General features: G+C 64.0%; 20 protein-coding genes and 1 pseudogene. 11 read left to right on the top strand and 10 right to left on the bottom strand.

The genetic code is table 11. The annotated features are described in order from the left end of the window. The first annotated feature begins 133 nt into the window (after positions 1-133). Both ATE59_RS17340 and ATE59_RS17335 read left to right on the top strand, forming a co-directional pair. Positions 134-814 carry a TPM domain-containing protein gene (locus tag ATE59_RS17340; RefSeq protein WP_003047334.1) on the top strand — a complete coding sequence of 227 codons (681 nt, stop codon included), beginning with the start codon at positions 134-136 and terminating at the stop codon, positions 812-814. A 28-nt stretch (positions 815-842) separates the two neighbouring features. Further along, the gene (locus ATE59_RS17335) at positions 843-1,391 is read left to right on the top strand and encodes an NUDIX hydrolase (RefSeq protein ID WP_058813487.1); all 549 of its coding nucleotides are present in this window, start codon (positions 843-845) and stop codon (positions 1,389-1,391) included. Positions 1,392-1,395: 4 nt separating this feature from the next. On the opposite strand, the gene ATE59_RS17330 is transcribed toward ATE59_RS17335, so the two are convergent. The 5 genes from ATE59_RS17330 to carA all read right to left on the bottom strand — a co-directional run bounded on the left by ATE59_RS17330 (position 1,396) and on the right by carA (position 7,641). Beyond that, positions 1,396-2,031: a rhomboid family intramembrane serine protease gene (locus ATE59_RS17330; RefSeq protein ID WP_058813486.1), complete on the bottom strand. Its 636-nt coding sequence runs from the start codon at positions 2,029-2,031 to the stop codon at positions 1,396-1,398. A 13-nt stretch (positions 2,032-2,044) separates the two neighbouring features. Beyond that, on the bottom strand, positions 2,045-2,521 hold the full coding sequence (gene greA / locus ATE59_RS17325) for a transcription elongation factor GreA (RefSeq protein ID WP_003047342.1): 477 nt from the start codon (positions 2,519-2,521) through the stop codon (positions 2,045-2,047). 97 nt (positions 2,522-2,618) lie between these two features. Continuing rightward, positions 2,619-5,939, bottom strand: a complete 3,321-nt coding sequence (gene carB, locus ATE59_RS17320) for a carbamoyl-phosphate synthase large subunit (protein ID WP_058813485.1) — start codon at positions 5,937-5,939, stop codon at positions 2,619-2,621. After that, positions 5,939-6,367, bottom strand: a complete 429-nt coding sequence (locus tag ATE59_RS17935; RefSeq protein WP_156416833.1) for a hypothetical protein — start codon at positions 6,365-6,367, stop codon at positions 5,939-5,941. Before ATE59_RS17935 ends, carB begins: the two co-directional genes overlap by 1 nt. Then, entirely contained in the window at positions 6,364-7,641 is a 1,278-nt protein-coding gene (gene carA / locus ATE59_RS17315; protein ID WP_058813484.1) for a glutamine-hydrolyzing carbamoyl-phosphate synthase small subunit, read from the bottom strand. The genes ATE59_RS17935 and carA overlap by 4 nt, the downstream gene beginning before the upstream one ends. A 131-nt stretch (positions 7,642-7,772) precedes the next feature. Between carA and ATE59_RS17310 the strand changes: the two genes are divergently transcribed. The 7 genes from ATE59_RS17310 (at position 7,773) to ATE59_RS17280 (ending at position 15,264) form a co-directional block, all read left to right on the top strand. Beyond that, a complete protein-coding gene (locus tag ATE59_RS17310; RefSeq protein WP_058813483.1) occupies positions 7,773-8,225 on the top strand; it encodes a GatB/YqeY domain-containing protein in 453 nt (150 codons plus the stop codon). A 113-nt stretch (positions 8,226-8,338) separates the two neighbouring features. Further along, positions 8,339-8,776, top strand: coding sequence for a GIY-YIG nuclease family protein (locus ATE59_RS17305; protein ID WP_058813482.1), 438 nt, complete (start codon positions 8,339-8,341; stop codon positions 8,774-8,776). Then, entirely contained in the window at positions 8,773-10,653 is a 1,881-nt protein-coding gene (gene dnaG, locus ATE59_RS17300; RefSeq protein ID WP_058813481.1) for a DNA primase, read from the top strand. Before ATE59_RS17305 ends, dnaG begins: the two co-directional genes overlap by 4 nt. A gap of 35 nt (positions 10,654-10,688) precedes the next feature. Further along, positions 10,689-12,704, top strand: a complete 2,016-nt coding sequence (rpoD, locus tag ATE59_RS17295) for an RNA polymerase sigma factor RpoD (protein WP_058813480.1) — start codon at positions 10,689-10,691, stop codon at positions 12,702-12,704. Positions 12,705-13,061: 357 nt separating this feature from the next. Beyond that, positions 13,062-13,361 (top strand): PspC domain-containing protein, encoded by a 300-nt coding sequence (locus tag ATE59_RS17290; protein WP_058813479.1) that lies wholly within the window; start codon positions 13,062-13,064, stop codon positions 13,359-13,361. Between the two features lie 273 nt (positions 13,362-13,634). After that, the gene (locus ATE59_RS17285) at positions 13,635-14,306 is read left to right on the top strand and encodes a DUF6975 family protein (protein WP_058813478.1); all 672 of its coding nucleotides are present in this window, start codon (positions 13,635-13,637) and stop codon (positions 14,304-14,306) included. 112 nt (positions 14,307-14,418) lie between these two features. Beyond that, a complete protein-coding gene (locus ATE59_RS17280) occupies positions 14,419-15,264 on the top strand; it encodes an AAA family ATPase (protein WP_003047362.1) in 846 nt (281 codons plus the stop codon). A gap of 19 nt (positions 15,265-15,283) precedes the next feature. Here the strand turns inward: ATE59_RS17280 and ATE59_RS17275 are convergent, their stop codons facing one another. From ATE59_RS17275 to ATE59_RS17265, 3 genes are all read right to left on the bottom strand, one after another. Continuing rightward, entirely contained in the window at positions 15,284-16,681 is a 1,398-nt protein-coding gene (locus tag ATE59_RS17275; RefSeq protein ID WP_058813477.1) for a methyl-accepting chemotaxis protein, read from the bottom strand. A gap of 82 nt (positions 16,682-16,763) precedes the next feature. Further along, positions 16,764-17,234, bottom strand: a complete 471-nt coding sequence (locus ATE59_RS17270) for a DUF1465 family protein (protein WP_231737497.1) — start codon at positions 17,232-17,234, stop codon at positions 16,764-16,766. Between the two features lie 75 nt (positions 17,235-17,309). Next, complete coding sequence (locus ATE59_RS17265; RefSeq protein WP_003047369.1) at positions 17,310-17,507, bottom strand: YdcH family protein; 198 nt, start codon at positions 17,505-17,507, stop codon at positions 17,310-17,312. A gap of 135 nt (positions 17,508-17,642) precedes the next feature. Between ATE59_RS17265 and ATE59_RS17680 the strand changes: the two genes are divergently transcribed. After that, entirely contained in the window at positions 17,643-17,801 is a 159-nt protein-coding gene (locus ATE59_RS17680) for a YdcH family protein (protein ID WP_003047371.1), read from the top strand. A 48-nt stretch (positions 17,802-17,849) separates the two neighbouring features. On the opposite strand, the gene ATE59_RS17260 is transcribed toward ATE59_RS17680, so the two are convergent. Both ATE59_RS17260 and dksA read right to left on the bottom strand, forming a co-directional pair. Further along, positions 17,850-18,239 (bottom strand): PilZ domain-containing protein, encoded by a 390-nt coding sequence (locus ATE59_RS17260; RefSeq protein ID WP_058813476.1) that lies wholly within the window; start codon positions 18,237-18,239, stop codon positions 17,850-17,852. Between the two features lie 91 nt (positions 18,240-18,330). After that, entirely contained in the window at positions 18,331-18,792 is a 462-nt protein-coding gene (dksA, locus tag ATE59_RS17255; protein ID WP_003047377.1) for an RNA polymerase-binding protein DksA, read from the bottom strand. 434 nt (positions 18,793-19,226) lie between these two features. Here dksA and ATE59_RS17250 point away from each other — a divergent pair. Further along, positions 19,227-19,505: pseudogene (locus ATE59_RS17250) on the top strand (PEP-CTERM sorting domain-containing protein); the annotation flags it as partial.

The raw sequence follows: 19,505 nt of genomic DNA, 5'->3' as shown, positions 1-19,505 counted from the left end.
GGGCGGTGGTTCCTGGGGCGGCGGGGGCGGCTTCGGCGGCGGAGGCGGCTTTTCGGGCGGCGGCGGCAGCTTCGGCGGCGGCGGCAGCTTCGGCGGCGGCGGCGCCTCGGGCGGCTGGTAAGGGGGACGCGCAATGAAAGTCAGCCATGTCAGCGAAGCCGATCACGACATCGTGACCGCCGCGGTCGCCGAGGCCGAACGACACACCGATGGCGAGATCGTCACGGTGATCGCCGCGCAGTCGAACGACTATGACGATGTCGCGCTCGTCTGGGCGAGCGTCATCGCCTTTATCGCCATGTCGGTGATCGCGCTTTTTCCCGATTTCTATCAGGGTCTCTACTACCGGCTGAGCGGCGGCTGGGGGCATGAACTGACCGCCAATCAATGGCTCGGAACCGTCATCGCGGTCGGGGTGCTCAAATGGATCGGCGTCTGGCTGGTCCTGCTGTGGCGTCCGCTGCGCCTGTGGCTGACGCCGCGCGCGATCCGCGCCGCGCGCGTCCGCGCCCGCGCCATCGACCTGTTCAAGGTCGGGACCGAGGCGAAAACGATGGGCCGCACGGGCATCCTGCTCTATGTCAGCCTGCGCGAACATCGCGCCGACATCGTCGCCGACGAAGCGATCGCCGCCAAGGTCGCGCCCTCGATTTGGGGCGAAGCGATGGAGGCGCTGATCGACGAGGTGCGCGCCGGTCGCCCCGGCCACGGCATGGCCGAGGCGGTCCGCCGCATGGGTATCGTGCTGGCCGAACATTTCCCGAAGAGCGACGGCAACCCCAACGAGCTGCCCGACCGGCTGATCGAGCTTTGATCCTTACCCTTTCGCCGACGGAGACGATATGACCCGCCCCGCAGCCGGCACGCCCGTCGAAACGCGTTGGGAAGGCCGCTTCATCACGGTGAAACAGCAAGGCAATTGGGAATATGTGTCGCGGTCGCGCGGCATTCACGCCGCGGTGATCCTGGCGATCGACGAGGACGCCGACGGGCGGCACATCCTGTTGGTCGAACAATATCGCGTCCCGCTCGGCAAATATTGCCTCGAAATGCCCGCGGGGCTTGTCGGGGACGACAGCGCGGGCGAAGCGCCCGAGCTGGCCGCGGTGCGCGAACTCGAAGAGGAAACGGGCTACCGCGCGGCCGAGTGGCTGACCGTCGGCGAATTCTACAGTTCGCCCGGCATGGTCAGCGAAAGCTTCACCCTGCTCCGCGCGACCGGGCTGACCAAGGTCGGCGAAGGCGGCGGCGTCGATGGCGAGGACATTGCGGTCCACCGCGTCCCGCTGCCCGAAATCGCCCCTTTTATCGCTGCAAAGCGCGCCGAAGGCTGCGGTATCGACGTGCGCGTCGCGATGCTGCTCGCGGGCGGGCTGCTCGCGCTGTCCTGACGCGTTAGCGCGCGCCGAAGCGCCAGCGCAGCAACGGCCGCGCGAGGAGCAACCCGGCGAGGAAACCGCCGACATGCGCCCAGATCGCGACAAGGCCGAAGCCCGCACCGCCCGCAAAGCCGATCAGGACCTGCACCCCGATCCATGCTGCCGCCAGCCACAGTGCGCGCACCCAATGCGCCGGAATCGGCCCTAGCGCCTGCGTCTCGGAGCGGCTGAAAATCAGCGCGAACACCGCGATCAGCGCCGAAATCGCGCCCGAGGCGCCGATCATCGGCACCGGCGATTGCGGATCGGCCAGATATTGCGCGAAGGCCCCCGCATAGGCGCCGGCGACGAGCAATATCGCCATCGCCTTCGACCCCAGCGGTGCTTCGAGCTGGCGGCCGATGAACAGCAAGACGACCAGATTGAACACCAGGTGGAGGATTCCGCCGTGCAGAAGGGCGGAGGTCAACGGGGTGAGCGCGAAGGGCACGAAAAAGCCCGGCGCCGCAATCGGCTCCATCGCAAAGCGCGCGGGAATGAAACCCGCGCGCACGATCGCCTCGACCTGATAGCCGCTGATCGACAGCAGGATGAAGATCACCGCGCATAGCACGGAAACTCCCGTGACCAGCGGTGCGTCCTGCGGTTTCATTTCGGCGCGATCGTCAGATGAATTCGATCTTCGTGACGAGATAATATTTGTCGCCCGCCGGAACGGTGACTTCGATCTCGTCATCGACCTTGCGGCCGATCAGCGCGCGCCCGAGCGGCGAATTATAGCTGATCTTGCCCACCTTGGCGTCGGCCTCGGCCTGACCCACGATCTGATATTTGACCGGCTTGTCGTCCTCGTCGGCGAGCGTCACCGTCGCACCGAATACGATGCGGTCGCCCGACAGCGTCGTCGGGTCGATGACCTGCGCACGCGACAGCTTGTCCTCCAGATCGCCGATGGTCGCTTCGACTTGGCCTTGGCGTTCCTTCGCGGCGTGATATTCGGCATTTTCCGAAAGGTCGCCATGCGCGCGCGCTTCCTCGATCGCATCGACGATGAGGGGGCGTTCGGCTTTGAGAGTGGCGAGCTGTGCGCTCAGCTTCTCATAGCCTTCCTGCAGCATCGGAACCTTTTCAACGCTTGCCATTATCCTGTTGTCCTTCGTCAATAATCCACCGCCAGCGAAACTTCGCCGGGGCGGCTGAGCCGCTGTTTCCGTCAATGTAGGGAGATGAAGCGGTCCCTCAATAATAGTCCTGAAGCGGCTTTACTTCAAGAGAGTGCGAGCGCAGCGCGCCAATCGCATGGGTTGCGGCATCGCTGCCCGCCGCCGTCGTATAATAGGCGACGTCGGCCGCGAGCGCCGAGGCCCGGATCGACTGCGAGTCCTGAAGCGACTGCCAACCCTCGGTCGTGTTGAAGATCAGCTGCACATCGCCGTCCTTGATCCGGTCGACGATGTGCGGGCGCCCTTCGGCGACCTTGTTCACTCGTTCGACGTCGATGCCCTGCCCCGCCAGATAGTCGGCGGTGCCGCCGGTCGCGATCACCTGCCACCCCCAGGCGGCGAGCTGCTTCACCGACGCGACGATGCGCGGCTTGTCGCTGTCCTTGACCGACACGAAAAGCCGCCCGTCGGTCGGCAGGCGGTCGCCCGCACCAAGCTGCGCCTTGGCGAAAGCGAGGTTGAAATCGCTATCGATTCCCATGACTTCACCGGTGGACTTCATCTCGGGGCTCAGCACCGGATCGGTGCCGGGGAAGCGCGCGAAGGGGAAGACCGCTTCCTTGACCGCGACATGGTCGATGTCGCGGTTGATCTTCGGCAGATCGGCCAGCTTCTCGCCCGCCATCACTCGCGCCGCGATCTTGGCGATCGGCGACCCCACCGCCTTGGCGACGAAGGGCACGGTGCGGCTCGCGCGCGGGTTGACCTCGATCAGGTAGACCTCACCATCCTTCACCGCATATTGCACGTTCATCAGCCCCCGGACGTTGAGGGCGCGCGCCAGTGCGTCGGTCTGCCGCTCGATTTCGGCAACGATGTCGGCGGGCAGACTGTACGGCGGGATCGAACAGGCACTGTCGCCCGAATGGACGCCCGCTTCCTCGATATGCTGGAGCACCCCGGCCACCACGACATCGGTGCCGTCGCACAGCGCATCGACATCGACCTCGATCGCGTCGCGCAGATAGCGGTCGATCAGCACAGGCGAATCGCCCGACACCTGCACCGCGGTCTCGATGTAATTTTCGAGCTGCGCCTGATCGTCGACGATCTCCATCGCGCGGCCGCCGAGCACATAGGAGGGGCGCGTGAGCACCGGGTAACCGATGCGCGCCGCGACCGCGACGGCTTCCTCGCGGCTGCGCGCGATGCCGTTCTCGGGCTGCTTGAGGCCCAGCTTGTTGACCAGCGCCGCAAAGCGCTCCCGGTCTTCCGCAAGGTCGATCGCGTCGGGCGAGGTGCCGAGGATCGGGATGCCCGCTTCCTCGAGCGCCTGCGCAAGCTTGAGCGGCGTCTGGCCGCCGAACTGGACGATCACGCCCACAAGCTCGCCCTTCGACTGCTCGACGTGCAAGATTTCGAGCACATCCTCGGCGGTCAGAGGTTCGAAATAGAGGCGGTCCGACGTGTCATAGTCGGTCGACACCGTTTCGGGGTTGCAGTTGACCATGATCGTTTCATAGCCCGCCTCCTCGAGCGCGAAGCAGGCGTGGCAGCAGCAATAATCGAACTCGATCCCCTGCCCGATCCGGTTCGGCCCGCCGCCGAGAATGACGATCTTCTTGCGGTCCGACGGGTTCGCCTCATTCTCGGGCTCGCCAAAGGTCGGGGCTTCATAGGTCGAATAGAGATAGGGCGTTTTGGCGGCGAATTCGGCGGCGCAGGTGTCGATGGTCTTGAACACCGGCCGCACGCCGAGCTTGTGGCGCAGCGCACGCACCTCGCCTTCGGTGACGCCGCCGGTCATCGCCTTCACGGCCTCGTGGATCAGCCCGCTGCCGCGCGCCGCTGCCGCGCCGGTGCCGGGCCGCAGATGCGCCGACTGCAGCGCCAGATAGGCGAGCCTTTTGTCCGAAAAGCCCATCGCCTTCAGCCGGCGGAGCCCCTCGGCATCGCGTGGCAGACCATTTTCGAGCACGCCGTTCTCGGCCTCGACAATCTCTGCGATGCGATCGAGGAACCACATGTCATAGCCCGCGATGCGGTTGATCTCGGCGAGCGACACGCCCTCGCGGATCGCCTGCGCCGCGATCAGCAGCCGATCGGGGGTGCGCTGCGCCAGTTCGCTCTTCAATTGCTCGTGGCTCGCGCCGACCAGCCGGTCGACGAAGTTGAAGCCCGACAATCCGGTCTCCAGCCCACGCAGCGCTTTCTGCATCGATTCATGGATCGTGCGGCCGATCGCCATCACCTCGCCGACCGACTTCATCGCCGTCGACAGCAAGGGCTCGGCGCCCTTGAACTTTTCGAAGGCAAAGCGCGGGATCTTGGTGACGACATAGTCGATCGTCGGCTCGAACGACGCCGGGGTCACCCCGGTGATGTCGTTCATGATTTCGTCGAGCGTGTAGCCGACCGCGAGCTTCGCCGCGACCTTGGCGATCGGGAAGCCCGTCGCCTTCGACGCGAGCGCCGACGAGCGCGACACGCGCGGATTCATCTCGATCACGATCAGGCGGCCATCCTTCGGATTGACCGCGAACTGGACGTTCGACCCGCCCGTCTCTACCCCGATCTCGCGCAGCACCGCGATGCTCGCGTTGCGCATGATCTGATATTCCTTGTCGGTCAGCGTCAGCGCGGGGGCGACGGTGATGCTGTCGCCGGTATGCACACCCATCGGATCGACATTTTCGATCGAGCAGATGATGATGCAATTGTCCTTGCGGTCGCGCACCACCTCCATCTCATATTCTTTCCAGCCGAGGAGCGATTCCTCGATCAGGACTTCGGTGGTCGGCGAGGCGATCAGGCCGCCGCGAACGATATGCTCGAACTCCTCGCGGTTGTACGCGATGCCGCCGCCGGTGCCGCCCATGGTGAAGCTGGGGCGGATGATCGAGGGCAGGCCGGTGCGTTCGAGCACCGCAAACGCCTCGTCGAGCGTGTGCGCGATGCCCGAGCGCGCACTTTCGAGCCCGATCTTGTCCATCGCGTCGCGGAACTTGATCCGGTCCTCGGCCTTGTCGATCGCCTCGGCATCGGCGCCGATCATCTCGACACCATATTTGGTCAAGGTGCCGTCGTTGAACAAAGCCAGCGCGGTGTTGAGCGCGGTCTGCCCGCCCATCGTCGGCAGCACCGCATCGGGGCGCTCCTTCTCGATGATCTTCGCGACGATCTCGGGCGTGATCGGCTCGACGTAGGTCGCGTCGGCCAGCTCGGGATCGGTCATGATCGTCGCCGGGTTGGAGTTGACGAGGACGATGCGATAGCCCTCCTCCTTCAGCGCCTTGATCGCCTGCGTCCCCGAATAGTCGAACTCGCACGCCTGACCGATAACGATCGGGCCGGCGCCGATGACGAGGATGGATTGGATGTCGGTTCTTTTGGGCATTATTCTATAATATCCACAACGTTTGTTGCCGTAATTATCGCAATAAGATCGCGATCATTAAGGGCGGAATCATCGTATTTCTTTATTTCACAAGACATCATGGCCGAGAGCAACCGAGTGTGCGCCATCGACTTAAGAATCTGAGCGGCAGCGCGATCACCTATACGAAGCATTCCTTTGGTCGCAGATGCGTCTATCGTTTGCCTCTCCTGTGGCTTATCGCAGCCCGCAACCGAGGCGGATACCGCCCATTCATTTGCGTCGCGCGTAAAAAAGAGCCTTATTTTCCCGGTCGTACTCGCTTGGCAAACTGTTCGTTTATCAGTTTCGTCCGCTCCACAAGTCCCGCTCCATGCGCCGTGACTAAAAGACGATGGTTCAGTCGCCGCTGCCGCGCTGGTTAAAAGAAGTGAGAAGAACAGACTCATTTAATTGCTCCGGATGAAGTCAGCCCACCCACAAATTTCTCGAACAGATAGAAGCTGTCCTGCGGTCCCGGGCTCGCCTCGGGGTGATATTGCACGCTGAACGCCTGCTTGCCCGTGATCGCGATGCCGCAGTTCGATCCGTCGAACAGGCTCTTGTGCGTCTCGACCACGCCCGCGGGCAAGGTCGCCGCATCAACCGCGAAGCCGTGGTTCATGCTGGTGATCTCGACCACCCCATCGGCAAACTCGCCGCCGACGCGCTGCACCGGATGGTTCGCGCCGCGATGGCCCTGATGCATCTTCACAGTCTTCGCGCCCGCCGCGATGGCGAGCATCTGGTGGCCGAGGCAGATGCCGAAGATCGGCACACTCCGCTCGAGCAGCCCCTGGATCACCGGCACCGCATATTCGCCGGTCGCCGCGGGGTCGCCGGGGCCGTTCGACAGGAAAACGCCCGCGGGCTGGTGGCTCAGCACCTCGTCGAGGGTCGCAGTCGCGGGGACCACTGTGACCCGCGCGCCGGCCTTCACGAGGTTACGGAAGATATTGTCCTTCGCGCCATAATCGATCGCGACGACATGGGGCCTGCTATCCCGCTCCCCCTCGCGGGAGGGGTTAGGGGTGGGCAAGTTCTCAGATGCCGGTGCAGACGTCGGCCCATCCCCGGCCCCTCCCGCATGCGGGAGGGGAGAAGCATACCCCTTGCCCAGCGCCCATGTCCCCGCATCCCAATCGCCGGTGTCGGTGCGACTGACATCCTTCGCAAGGTCCATACCCTCCAGCCCCGGCCAGCCGCGTGCCATTGCCAGCAGCGCGTCGATGTCGAATTTGCCGTCGGGGCTGTGCGCGATCACGCCATTGGGGGCGCCCGCATCGCGGATACGGCGGGTCAGCGCGCGCGTGTCGATGCCGGCCAGCCCGATCAGGCCCTGTTCGGCCATCCATTCGGGCAGCGTCTGGACGCTGCGAAAATTGCTCGGCGCGGTCGGCAGTTCGCGGGTGATGCAGCCGATGGCCGCCCGCGCGCTGCGTTCGATATCCTCTGGATTCGCGCCGACATTGCCGATGTGCGGAAAGGTGAAGGTGATGATCTGCCCGGCATAGCTCGGGTCGGTCAGTATCTCCTGATATCCGGTCATCGCGGTGTTGAAACAGATTTCGCCGACACCCGCCCCGGCGGCGCCATAGCCCACGCCCCACAGGACCGTGCCATCGGCAAGAACGAGGACGCCGGTCGCTCCAGAAGGCGCGGCGGATGGATTGGCTGGTGCCATTTAAACTGCTCCGGACGGGGGGCTAAACGGCCGACCAAGTAGGCGGCAAAAAAGTGATTCACAAGCTATCGGATTTGGAATCTTCCCGCTAGAGAGGCTCTTTCCGAAATTTGCAGCACATGGGGACACGCATGATTCGCGATGACATCAAGGCTGCGCAGGTTGCCGCGATGAAGGCCGGCGACAAGGCGCGTTTGGGCACCATCCGGCTGATGCTGGCCAAGATCAAGGACCGCGACATCGAACTCAGGACCGGCACGGCGCCGGCCGACGACGATGTGCTCGTCACCGACGTCCTCCAGAAGATGGTCAAGCAGCGCCGCGAATCGATCGCCATGTACGAACAGGGCGGCCGCCAGGAACTTGCCGACGCCGAAGCGGCCGAGGTCGTGGTGATCGAGGATTTCCTGCCCGCGCAGCTCTCCGAAGCCGACGCCACCGCCGCAATCCGCGCGATCGTCGCCGAACTCGGCGCGACCAGCGTCAAAGACATGGGCAAGGTGATGGCGGCGGTGAAAGACCGCCACGGCAGCCAGCTCGACATGAGCAAGGCAAGCGGATGGGTGAAGGCGGCGCTGAGTTAAACCTCAAACACGGCCTTTTTCTCCGTTCGTCCCGAGCGTAGTCGAGGGACGTTCTGCCTTGCGCCACGCCAACGTGTCTCGACTTCGCTCGACACGAACGGTTATGTGGCGGGATGGTGTTCTGGACCTACATGCTGCGCTGCTCTGACGGTCGCTATTACACGGGACACACCGATAATTTGGAACGCCGCATCGCTGAGCATCAACATGGCGGATTTTGCGATTTTACCTCGCGACGGAAGCCCGTGACTCTGGCTTGGTTGCAAGATTTTGCGACGCGCGTCGAAGCGCTGGAGGTAGAACGGCGCATCAAGCCTTGGTCGCGGGCCAAGAAGGAAGCGCTGATCCGCGGCGACTGGGCCATGGTGGGGCATTTCGCCAAACCGCCTAAAGAACGTCCTTCCCTGCCGGCTTCTGCCGAGACACACTCTCCCACTCCGTTCGTCCCGAGCGAAGTCGAGGGACGTGAGGCCGGGCGCAAACGTGTCTCGACTTCGCTCGACACGAACGGGATTGGGATGATGGCTCGCCAAGTGAGGGGAGAAGAATGACCCTCACCCCGCAATGGCTGGACGAACTGCGCGCGCGGATCACGCTGTCGACCCTGATCGGGCGGACGGTGAAGATCACGCGCGCGGGGCGCGAGTATAAGGCCTGTTGCCCCTTCCATAACGAAAAGACCCCTAGTTTCACGATCAACGACGAAAAGGGCTTCTACCACTGCTTCGGCTGCTCGGCGCATGGCGATGCGATCCGCTGGATGACCGATCAGCGCGGCCTGTCGTTCATGGACGCGGTCAAGGAACTCGCTGCCGAGGCCGGCATGGAAGTCCCCGCCCCCGACCCGCGCGCCGCGAAAAAGGCCGAGGAGCAGGCGAGTCTGCGCGACGTGGTGCAGGGCGCAGCCGACTGGTTCGCGCAGCAGCTTGAAAGCACCAACGGCGCCCCGGCGCGCGACTATCTGGCGAGGCGCGGTATTTCGGACGCCACCCGCCGCGCCTTTGCCTTCGGCCTCGCCCCCGACAGCCGCAGCGCGCTGAAAGAGGCGCTCAAGAAATTCCCCACCGCGATGCTGGTGGAGTCCGGCATGCTCATCGCGGTCGACGACAAGGAACCCTATGACCGGTTCCGCGGCCGGCTGATGATCCCGATCCGCGATGCGCGCGGGCGCGTGATCGCGTTCGGCGGCCGGATCCTGGGCGACGGCGAGCCCAAATATCTGAACTCGCCCGATACGCCGCTCTTCGACAAGGGGCGCACGCTCTTCAACCTCGACAAGGCAAGCCCCGCCTCGCGGCAGACGAACCGGGTGATCGTCGTCGAAGGCTATATGGATGTCATCGCGCTTGCCGAGGCAGGGATCGCCGACGCCGTCGCGCCGCTCGGCACCGCGCTGACCGAGAACCAGCTAGGCATGCTGTGGCGGATGGTACCGGTGCCGCTGCTCTGCTTCGACGGCGACAATGCCGGGCAAAAGGCCGCGATGCGCGCGGCAACGCGGGCACTGCCGCTGCTCCGCCCGGGCTTCAGCCTTGCCTTCGCGACCCTGCCTGCGGGGCAGGATCCGGACGATCTTGTCCGCGCCAAGGGCGCCGCAGGCTTTGCCGCCATCCTCGACGAAGCGCAGCCGCTCGTCGAACGGCTGTGGGCGCATGAGGTTGCGGCGGGGCCGCTCACCACCCCCGAAGAGCGCGCGGCGCTCAAGACGCGGCTGCTCGCCCATGCCGACGCGATCCAGGATGTCGACGTGCGGCACCATTATCGCGAGGCGTTTCGCGAGCGGCTCGACGCGCTGTTCGCGCGCCCGCGCGCCGAGCGTGGCGGGCGCGTGCCCTGGGCGCCGCAGGCATCACGCGGGGGCGGGCGCCGCTTCGCGCCGGACCCGCGCCTGCAACCTCCGGCCGACGAGACGCGTTCCATCGGCAAGGCCGGAATCGCGGCGCCGCTCGCCGCGGCGTTGCTCGGCGGACTGCTCCGCTATCCGCAGGCGATCGCCCGCAATGAAGAGGCGCTCATACGGCTCGCTGTGCCCGATTCTGCCGACGCCGAACTGCTCCGCGCAATACTTGACAGCGCGGCAGCGCAAGAAGGGCTTGATACCGAGGGGTTGCTTGCCATATTGGAGCCAATGAAAGTGTATAATAGGGCGACGACATTGCTCAGAGCCGACGGAATGCACTTCTCATTCAATCGAAGGCTCGAAGGCGAAGAGGTTGAAGCGGCTCGGGAAATCGCGCTGCGTGACCTTGACGAATATATCGGCGTGCTCGTGACGCAGCCTGAAATCCGCGCTCGGCTTGCCGAGGCGACCGCGGACTATATGCGCACGATGGACGACGAGGGCCATGCCCGACAGCAAAAGCTGCGCGCGATGGATGAGGAACTGACCCGCCGCCTGGCCGCGCTGTCCGACAGCAGCCAGAGCTGACATATATTGCCCCAAGGCAGGAACGACTGAAGCATATGGCCACCAAGAACACCGAAGCCGACACCGACGCGCCGCTGATCGACCTCAACGAGGCCGACGTCAAAAAGCTGATCGCGCGCGGCAAGAAGCGCGGCTACCTGACCTACGACGAGCTCAACGAAGCCCTGCCGCAGGATCAGATGTCTTCGGAGCAGATCGAGGATATCATGTCGGCGATCTCCGACATGGGCATCAACATCGTCGAAAGTGACGAGGATGTGCAGGAAGAGGCCGAACAGGAAAGCGATGACGATATCGACGTCAGCGCCAACACAGGTTCGGTGTCCAATCCCGCGATCGAAAAGAAGAAGGAAACGGTTGATCGCACCGACGACCCGGTGCGCATGTATCTGCGCGAAATGGGCGCGGTCGAGCTTTTGAGCCGCGAAGGCGAAATCGCGATCGCGAAGCGCATCGAGGCGGGCCGCGACACGATGATCCTCGGCCTGTGCGAAAGCCCGCTGACCTTCAACGCGATCATCGAATGGTCGAACGCGCTCAACAACGGCGACATGCAACTGCGCGAGATCGTCGATCTCGAAGCGATGCTGTCGAAGGATCCGGCGCCCGAAAACCTCGATGACGAGGGCGAGGGCGACGACGGCGAAATCAGCGAAAAGACCGCGGGCGTCTCGTTCAAGGACGAGGACGAGGTCGAGGAAGAACCTTCGGCCGACGGCGATGACGAGGATGGCGAAGGCTCGTCGGGCAAGCGCGAAAGCTTTGAGGAAGACGACGAGGACAACACGCTGAGCCTCGCCGCGATGGAAGAATTGCTCAAGCCCGACGCGCTCGAGAAATTCGCCAATATCACCAAGAGCTTCAAGGCGTTCCAGAAGCTTCAGGACGCCCGGCTCGAGGCGCTGTCGACGGCGGGCGACTTCCCCGACGCGCAGGAAAAGAAATATCACAAGCTGCGCGAGGAACTCACCGCGCAGGTCGAAAGCGTGCAGTTCCACGGCACCAAGATCGAATATCTGGTCGACCAGCTGTACAGCTACAACCGGCGCCTGACTGCGCTCGGCGGCCAGATGCTGCGCCTTGCCGAACGCCATAAGGTACCGCGCAAGGCCTTCCTCGACCATTATGTCGGGCGCGAGCTCGAAGAAAACTGGCTCGACGAAGTCGGCAAGCTCGACAAGAAGTGGGCGGCGTTCGCCGAGAATGAGGGCGCGGCGGTCGACCGCATCCGGACCGAGATTTCGGAAATCGCCCAGGCGGCCGGTATGAGCCTGCCCGAGTTCCGCCGCGTCGTGAACATGGTCCAGAAGGGCGAGCGCGAAGCGCGCATCGCCAAGAAGGAAATGGTCGAGGCGAACCTGCGTCTCGTGATCTCGATCGCGAAGAAATATACCAACCGCGGCCTGCAGTTCCTCGACCTCATTCAGGAAGGCAATATCGGCCTGATGAAGGCGGTCGACAAATTCGAGTATCGCCGCGGCTACAAGTTCAGCACCTATGCGACCTGGTGGATCCGCCAGGCGATCACCCGCTCGATCGCCGACCAGGCGCGCACGATCCGCATTCCGGTCCATATGATCGAGACGATCAACAAGCTGGTGCGCTGCAGCCGTCAGTTCCTCCACGAAAGCGGCCGCGAGCCGACGCCGGAGGAAATGGCCGAGCGTCTGTCGATGCCGCTCGAAAAGGTCCGCAAGGTGATGAAGATCGCCAAGGAGCCGATCAGCCTCGAAACGCCGATCGGCGACGAGGAAGACAGCCACCTCGGCGATTTCATCGAGGACAAGAACGCGGTCATCCCGGTCGACGCCGCGGTGCAGTCGAACCTCAAGGAAACGGTTACGCGCGTTTTGGCGTCGCTTACGCCGCGTGAAGAGCGCGTTCTCCGCATGCGCTTCGGCATCGGCATGAACACCGACCATACCCTTGAAGAGGTCGGCCAGCAGTTCAGCGTGACGCGAGAGCGTATCCGCCAGATCGAGGCGAAGGCGCTGCGCAAGCTCAAGCATCCTAGCCGCAGCCGCAAGATGCGCAGCTTCCTCGACCAATAGGGCGATCGGCACCGAAAAATCAGACACCCCGCCCCAACCGGCGGGGTGTTTTGTTTCGGGTCCGGCGTGACATTTTTGCTGCACCGCACAAAAATCTGGCGCAGCATCTTAAAATTTTCATCTTTCCCAACCAGATGAGACGCCGTCGGCGTATCGCTTCAGCCTCGGTTCAGGCGATCACGCCGATTGGCACATTGTCCCGATTGATGGGAATAATTTCAACAAACGCGGGCGCATTCCTCAAGCGGAAATGCAAAAAAGCCCGGAAAATGGAGAGAATGACCAATTGGCACGCCCATTGCTTAGTCATGGGCAGGAGCGGCCTCCCCCACCGCCGCCAAGAGGAAAGACCGAACGATGGCAAACGAAAACCAGAATATCTTCTCCCGCCAGGACACCTTCTTCGGCATCTGCGAAGCGGTGGGCCAGGATTTCGGCTTCAACCCCCTGTATCTGCGTCTCGCGTTCGTCGCACCGCTCTTCTTCTTCCCGGTGCAGACCTTCGCGGCCTATTTCGGCCTCGGCCTGATCGTGCTCGCGTCGCGCGTCTTCTTCCCGTCGCAGCGCGCTGCCGATACGGTCGACGCCCCGGCGCTCGCCGAAGCGGCGCCGGCTGCCAAGACCGAAAAGGCCGAGGAACTAGCGCTCGCTGCCTGATTCGAACCGGGGCCGGCTCTCCCTCTCCCTTGCACCGCCCCCGCCCATGTTGCGGCGCTCCACTGGACCGCAACAGCGCAGGGACCGGCAGCTCAACCCGCTGCCGGTCCCTTTGCGCGTCGAACCGAGGCCCGCTGTGCAGGAGTGGGACAGAAGCGCCTGAAATCGCTCGCCCCTCATAAACGCGACGTTTACGACGTTAGGCTAATGCTGATCCCCTGATTTGCAACGGCGCCGGTCGCAAGAGCCGCCGCAACAGACGAGGATGCAGCCTTGAGCCAGTCGCCCCAGCCCCAGGCCCAGACGCGCGGCATTGCCGAACTGCTCGACACGCTCGTCGCGAGCGAGGGAACGGGCGCGCACGGCCATGTCAAATCGGGTGCGCTGTCGAGCGGCCCCGACGCGATGCGCAACCTTGCCGACGCGGTCCATTTTCTCTGCCTGCTCCACGGCCGCTATCCCGGCATCGTCGATAGCGCGGCGCGCAAGGCGGTCGATGCGGCATCGCGCAAATGGATGGACGAAACCGCGCAAGCCTTTGCGCAGGAACGCGCCTTCCTGTCGAAAATCGCGGCCGCGGTCGGTCCGGTGCCGAGCACGCAGGGCCAAGCCCAGTGCGAGGCGGCCGTCGCCGCGCAGCGCAAGGCGCTCGACATGCTCGCCGAATCCGATCGCAATGGCTGCGCGATTGGCGCGGCGATCGCGCTGACACTCGATTGGCGGACGATCCGCGTCCTGCTCGACATCAGTGCCCAGCGGCTTGAAATGAAAGTCCCACGCTGCACGCTGCCCGACCTGCGCGAAACCGCTCGTCTTGCCAATGCCGTCGCCGAAACATCGGCGGTCGAGCGCGCGATGGCCTTTGGCGCACAGCAGCTCATCGCACAGCACAGCGGCCTGTGGGATCTGATGGCCGCCCGCGCCGCCAGCCGCACGCACGCCTGACCGGGAACGTCCACGCCGCGGCAGTCGTGGCGACGCTCCGCTTGCACCCTTCCCTCGCGCTCGCTATGCCCATCCCGGTTGACGTTCACGTTAAGGGAAAGGGCGAGCCGCCATGCGCTTCGAAGGAACCAGCGCCTATATTGCAACCGACGACCTGAAGGTCGCGGTCAATGCCGCGACAATGCTGCGCCGCCCGCTGCTCGTGAAGGGCGAACCCGGCACCGGCAAGACCGTGCTGGCCGAAGAAGTTGCCAAGGCGTTCGGTGCGCCGCTGATCACCTGGAACATCAAATCGACGACCAAGGCGCAGCAGGGCCTCTATGAATATGACGCGGTTGCGCGCCTGCGCGACGGACAGCTCGGCGAAGAGCGCGTCCACGACATCCGCAACTATATCAAAAAGGGCAAGCTGTGGGAGGCCTTCACCTCCGAGCAGCTGCCGGTGCTGCTGATCGACGAGATCGACAAGGCCGATATCGAATTTCCGAACGATCTGCTTCAGGAACTCGATCGCATGGCGTTCCACGTCTATGAAACCAACGAAACGGTGACCGCGCGCGAGCGCCCGATCGTCGTCATCACCTCCAACAATGAAAAGGAACTGCCCGACGCGTTCCTGCGCCGCTGTTTCTTCCATTATATCAAATTCCCCGACCGCGACACGATGGCCGAAATCGTCGAGGTCCACTTCCCCGGCATCCAGAAAACGCTCGTCAGCCGCGCGATGGACATCTTCTACGACGTGCGCGACGTGCCCGGGCTCAAGAAAAAGCCCTCAACCAGCGAGCTCATCGACTGGCTGAAGCTGCTGCTCGCCGAGGACATGCCGCTTGAGGTGCTGCAGAACCGCGACGTCGGCAAAGCGATCCCGCCGCTCCACGGCGCGCTGCTCAAGAATGAGCAGGATGTGATGCTGTTCGAAAAGCTCGCCTTCATGGCGCGGCGGCAGGGCAGCTGAGCCGCCCTCGTTCCGTTAGTTACAGCTGGTAGGCGACCTCGACGTCGCCCCAGCGGCGACCGTTGATGATCGCGGGCATATAGACGTTGCGCACCGTCACATAGTTGGTGCCATCGCCTTCCTGGCGGTACACCGACATGAAGAAGGGCGCGCTGCTGCGCTTTGCCGCCGCGTCGACATCGTCGAACAGGATGCGGCCGTTGCGGCAATGCGCGGTGTCATGTTCCAGATCGCCCGTCGGCGCGCGCGAACATTCGGTGATGTGCGTCGGCAGGAAGCCATTCATGTCGCCCGCCGACGACATCTTGATTTCGGGATGCTGCGCCACGGTGCGGTCGAACAGCGGCCGCCAATGGGCGTCGGCCCAGTCGCAAAGGCTGGTGCGGAAGCGCTCGGGGTTCGATCCCGGCACGCGCACATAATTGGTGTCGAACAATTGTTCCATCGTTAGCTCGCCGCGCGCGAGCGCCGCTTCGGCCAAGGCGACGAATTCGTCGCGGACGGACGCAGCCAGATCGACGATCGCGCTGTCCTGGGGGCTGACGCCGGCCGAAATCACCGCGTTGAACATGCGGTTCGACACATTTTCCATCATCAGGATCGAATCGCGCGTCGTGTTCAGCGTCGCGCCATTGTCGCGCACCGATCCGACGACGCGGTCGAGCGCCTCGCGCACCTTGGCGCCATTGGCGTGCACCATTGCGCTCGATTGCGCGATGCGGTCGCTCTGATCGTCGAGCAGCGCGACGAGGTGCGTCGCATCGTGCAGCGCATCGGTGATCGTCTCGAACTGCGCCTCCGCGCGCCCCGACTGCTCGACCCCCGACTGGATTTCGGTGACGAGACCGGCGGCTTCGGTCGACAGGCTGCCGATCGAACGGCGGATTTCATCGGTGGCGCTGCGCGTATTCTGCGCCAGCTTCTTCACCTCAGCGGCGACGACGGCAAAGGTGCGGCCGGCATCGCCCGCGCGCTCGGCCTCGATCGCGGCGTTAAGCGCTAGCATGTTGGTGGTCTTGGCAATCTGCTCGATCGACTGGCTGACCTGCTGGACCTGCTCCATCACCGACGCGAAATTGGTGACATGCGTGCCCAGCCGCGCGACCAGATCGATGACCGAGCGGAATTCGGTGACCGCGCTGTTGACGCGTTCGGCCCCGGCGTCGAGCTGTTCGCACGCGCGCGCCGACAACAGCTTCGCCTCATCGGTCGAATCGGCAATCTGGCGCTGGTCGGCCTCCAGGCTGACGACATAATCCTCCAGCCGGCCCAGCTCCGAAATCTGGCGCTGCATCTGGTCGGTGGCGCGCTGGATCTGGCCCGCGGCATCGCTGCAGCCGACGGCAAGCTCGCCGCAGTCGCTGGCAACCGACTGGTCGAGATTCTGCGCGGCGGAACTGATCGGTTCGAATTTCATTGGCGCACCCACTTATGACTCCGGGCGAACCTTGGCGCACATTGGTTAACGCCGCGTCAATGCTTGGTCGGGACCAGTTCGATCAAAGCCTTGCTTCGAGTTGGGCAAGCAGCGCCTGCACCGGCCGCGCCGCTTCGTCGGCGGTCCATCCCGCCTCGATCCGCGCGATACGGTCGAACAGGCGCTCGCTCGCCGCGACGATCCTCTGAAGATTATCGTCGAAATGCGCGCACAGCGCATGATCGGCGGGAACTGGCGCGCCGATGTGCGCTGCGCTGTCCTCGGGGCCGGCACCGGGGTCACCCCCGAACATGGCGCGGCGGTGGAGCAGCCAGGCGATGATGTGCATCAGCCGCGTCGTCGTCTTCAGCGATTCGCACGCCAGCCCGACCTGCAGGATCGGATCGCGCGTCACCGCCTCGAAATCGCGGTGCGCGCGGAAGGCGGCATGCGCCTCGTCGGCGAGCAGCATCGCCTCGACATAGAGATTTTCGACCTGCGCGCGCTGCACCGGCTGCGCCGCCATGCCGTTCCGGATCGGTCCCCTGAACATCGACATCGAATGCCACGCCACGCCGCCGCCCCGCAAGGACGCTAACCATGATTTTAGGGAGCGTCCCGTTTTGAATCAGGCGATTATGTCGGGCAGCAACTGATCCTCGCACCAGCTGATCTCGTCGCGCAGCTTGAGCTTGCGTTTCTTCATCCGGGCAAGCTGGAGCTGATCGGGAACCGTCGCGTCGCCCAGTGCGATGATCGCGGCATCGAGATCGCGATGCTCGAGCCGAAGCAGTTCCAGGCGCTGGGCAATTTCTTCCGGGTTCACGCCGCTTCCCTGCCACGATCACGGCCCGTCCGCAACGGGGACCATCTGGCCGAAACGCGACCATCCGGGCGGGACAAGCGGGGCGAATCATGTTTTACTCGGAGCTGCCAACCGAGTCGAAAAGGAGAATGGCCTATGAGCAGCTCGCACCTTTCCGCCCTGAAGTCCCGCCACGCGGACCTCGACGCGAAAATTGCGAATGAAGAGCGCCGCCCCGCCCCGGACATGGCCTTGCTGGCGCAAATGAAGAAGCAGAAACTCAAGATCAAGGAAGAGCTGCTCGCCGAAACCTGAGGCGAGCCGAGCGCTATCGCCCGCTGATGCCTTTCGACGCGAAACGCATCAGCGTCGGCGGTAGAGCGTAGCCTTCTTGTCCAGCGCCGAAATATAGGCCGGGACGTCCATCTTCTGAACCACCTGCCGCCGCACCGCATGCGGATCGATCGGTCGGTCGAACGCCACCCCGAACTTGCCTTCGCCTACCCAGACGATATGCCCCGGCACAAAGCCGATATTGCGCAGTTCGATCTCGGCCGTTGCGCCTTGGGCGAGCCCCGGCACGACGGCTTCGGCCAGCATGCCGCCCGCCGACAGATTGCGCACGCGCACCGTCACGGGCTTGGACTGACCCGGAAACAACAGATTGGCCTGCATGAACAGGCTGTCGCGGTCGGCGCTGCGCGACAGCGAAGCGACCTCTTCGTCCAGCGTTGATGGTATGCGCGATTCCATGGCGACCCGTTCCCCGAATTGCGTTCGGAGCGACCCTAGGGCCCGGTACTTTACCGAATCGTAAACAGCAGCGCTTCTGTCCCGATTGGGATCAGTCTTCGCGCGAAATCCGCTCGTTGCGTTCGTGGCGCTCCTGCGCTTCCAGCGTCATCGTCGCGATCGGACGCGCTTGCAGGCGGGCGAGCGAAATCGGCTCGCCGGTCACGGCGCAATAGCCATATTCGCCTTCGTCGATGCGGCGCAGCGCCGAATCGATCTTCGCGATCAGCTTGCGCTGGCGGTCGCGCGTCCGCAGCTCGATCGCCCAGTCGGTCTCGCTCGAGGCACGATCGGCAAGATCGGGCTCGCGCAGCGGGCCGTCCTGCAAATGGGCCAGGGTCGATTCGGATTCGGTGAGGATCGACTTCTTCCAGGCGAGCAGCAGGTTGCGGAAATATTCCTGCTGCCGCTCGTTCATGAACGGCTCGTCATCGCTGGGAACATAATCCGAATCGAGATTGGACTTGGCTTCGCGGAGAGCGTCGGCACCTACTTCGGCAACATTGGTCGGCATGAGGAGCGTCCAAGTCCTTTCCTGATCGCCTGGCTCGCCGAGCTTGGCGAACCAAGGATTGCGCCGGGCCTATAACCAGCCCTCCGATGCGATACAAGCGCGAAGCGGACCGCTTGCCCGCGCACGGCTGAAGCAGTGCTGAACCGGCCCGGCCGAGGCGCCGCCGCGACGAGCCGCGCGCCCGCTCGCTCGACCGCCGCACGCCGCTGCAAATTAACCGGTAGAGGCCATTTGGCCCGAAACACGTATTGTTTTGGGACAGTTACGCGCATTTCGGTTGATTTCGCGTATCAATTCCCGCTGTCGGACAGTCAAACGCGGTTAACGCAATTGCCGCGTTCACAAAGCTTTGGCCTTTTGGCGCTAGCGAAGGCGCGCACGGGTGTCGGTCAACGACAAGGGGCGCACCTGCAACGGGAAAGAGAGAGTAACCTATGTCTGTCCGAATGGCCCTCGCCAAGCTTTGTGCCTGCACCTGCGGCGGCGCGATCATCGGTAGCGGCGCGATGCAGATCGCCGACGTGCCGGCGGCGGCTGCACAGGTCCAGAAATCGGGCTCCTGTTGCAAGAAGGTCGTGCGCAAGCGTTACGTGGCGAAGAAGCCCGTCAAGCGCGTCCGGCGCGTCGTCACGACCAAGCGCGTCATTCGTACCGTGACCCCGCAGCAGCAGGTCGTCACGCAAACGATCCCCCTGCCCCCGATCCCCTATGCC

This window comes from Sphingopyxis sp. A083 (genome assembly GCF_001468495.1).
Lineage (GTDB): Bacteria > Pseudomonadota > Alphaproteobacteria > Sphingomonadales > Sphingomonadaceae > Sphingopyxis > Sphingopyxis terrae.
The sequence above is the reverse complement of the archived record's forward strand: the minus strand, read 5'-3'. Positions and strand labels throughout refer to the sequence as shown.

What these genes read in the sequence shown, in the direction of transcription:
- ATE59_RS17340 (WP_003047334.1), top strand. Translation starts at nt 134, where the DNA reads ATGAAAGTCAGCCATGTCAGCGAAGCCGATCACGACATCGTGACCGCC.
- ATE59_RS17335 (WP_058813487.1), top strand. Translation starts at nt 843, where the DNA reads ATGACCCGCCCCGCAGCCGGCACGCCCGTCGAAACGCGTTGGGAAGGC.
- ATE59_RS17330 (WP_058813486.1), bottom strand. Translation starts at nt 2,031, where the DNA reads ATGAAACCGCAGGACGCACCGCTGGTCACGGGAGTTTCCGTGCTATGC.
- greA (WP_003047342.1), bottom strand. Translation starts at nt 2,521, where the DNA reads ATGGCAAGCGTTGAAAAGGTTCCGATGCTGCAGGAAGGCTATGAGAAG.
- carB (WP_058813485.1), bottom strand. Translation starts at nt 5,939, where the DNA reads ATGCCCAAAAGAACCGACATCCAATCCATCCTCGTCATCGGCGCCGGC.
- ATE59_RS17935 (WP_156416833.1), bottom strand. Translation starts at nt 6,367, where the DNA reads ATGAGTCTGTTCTTCTCACTTCTTTTAACCAGCGCGGCAGCGGCGACT.
- carA (WP_058813484.1), bottom strand. Translation starts at nt 7,641, where the DNA reads ATGGCACCAGCCAATCCATCCGCCGCGCCTTCTGGAGCGACCGGCGTC.
- ATE59_RS17310 (WP_058813483.1), top strand. Translation starts at nt 7,773, where the DNA reads ATGATTCGCGATGACATCAAGGCTGCGCAGGTTGCCGCGATGAAGGCC.
- ATE59_RS17305 (WP_058813482.1), top strand. Translation starts at nt 8,339, where the DNA reads ATGGTGTTCTGGACCTACATGCTGCGCTGCTCTGACGGTCGCTATTAC.
- dnaG (WP_058813481.1), top strand. Translation starts at nt 8,773, where the DNA reads ATGACCCTCACCCCGCAATGGCTGGACGAACTGCGCGCGCGGATCACG.
- rpoD (WP_058813480.1), top strand. Translation starts at nt 10,689, where the DNA reads ATGGCCACCAAGAACACCGAAGCCGACACCGACGCGCCGCTGATCGAC.
- ATE59_RS17290 (WP_058813479.1), top strand. Translation starts at nt 13,062, where the DNA reads ATGGCAAACGAAAACCAGAATATCTTCTCCCGCCAGGACACCTTCTTC.
- ATE59_RS17280 (WP_003047362.1), top strand. Translation starts at nt 14,419, where the DNA reads ATGCGCTTCGAAGGAACCAGCGCCTATATTGCAACCGACGACCTGAAG.
- ATE59_RS17275 (WP_058813477.1), bottom strand. Translation starts at nt 16,681, where the DNA reads ATGAAATTCGAACCGATCAGTTCCGCCGCGCAGAATCTCGACCAGTCG.
- ATE59_RS17270 (WP_231737497.1), bottom strand. Translation starts at nt 17,234, where the DNA reads ATGTTCAGGGGACCGATCCGGAACGGCATGGCGGCGCAGCCGGTGCAG.
- ATE59_RS17680 (WP_003047371.1), top strand. Translation starts at nt 17,643, where the DNA reads ATGAGCAGCTCGCACCTTTCCGCCCTGAAGTCCCGCCACGCGGACCTC.
- ATE59_RS17260 (WP_058813476.1), bottom strand. Translation starts at nt 18,239, where the DNA reads ATGGAATCGCGCATACCATCAACGCTGGACGAAGAGGTCGCTTCGCTG.
- dksA (WP_003047377.1), bottom strand. Translation starts at nt 18,792, where the DNA reads ATGCCGACCAATGTTGCCGAAGTAGGTGCCGACGCTCTCCGCGAAGCC.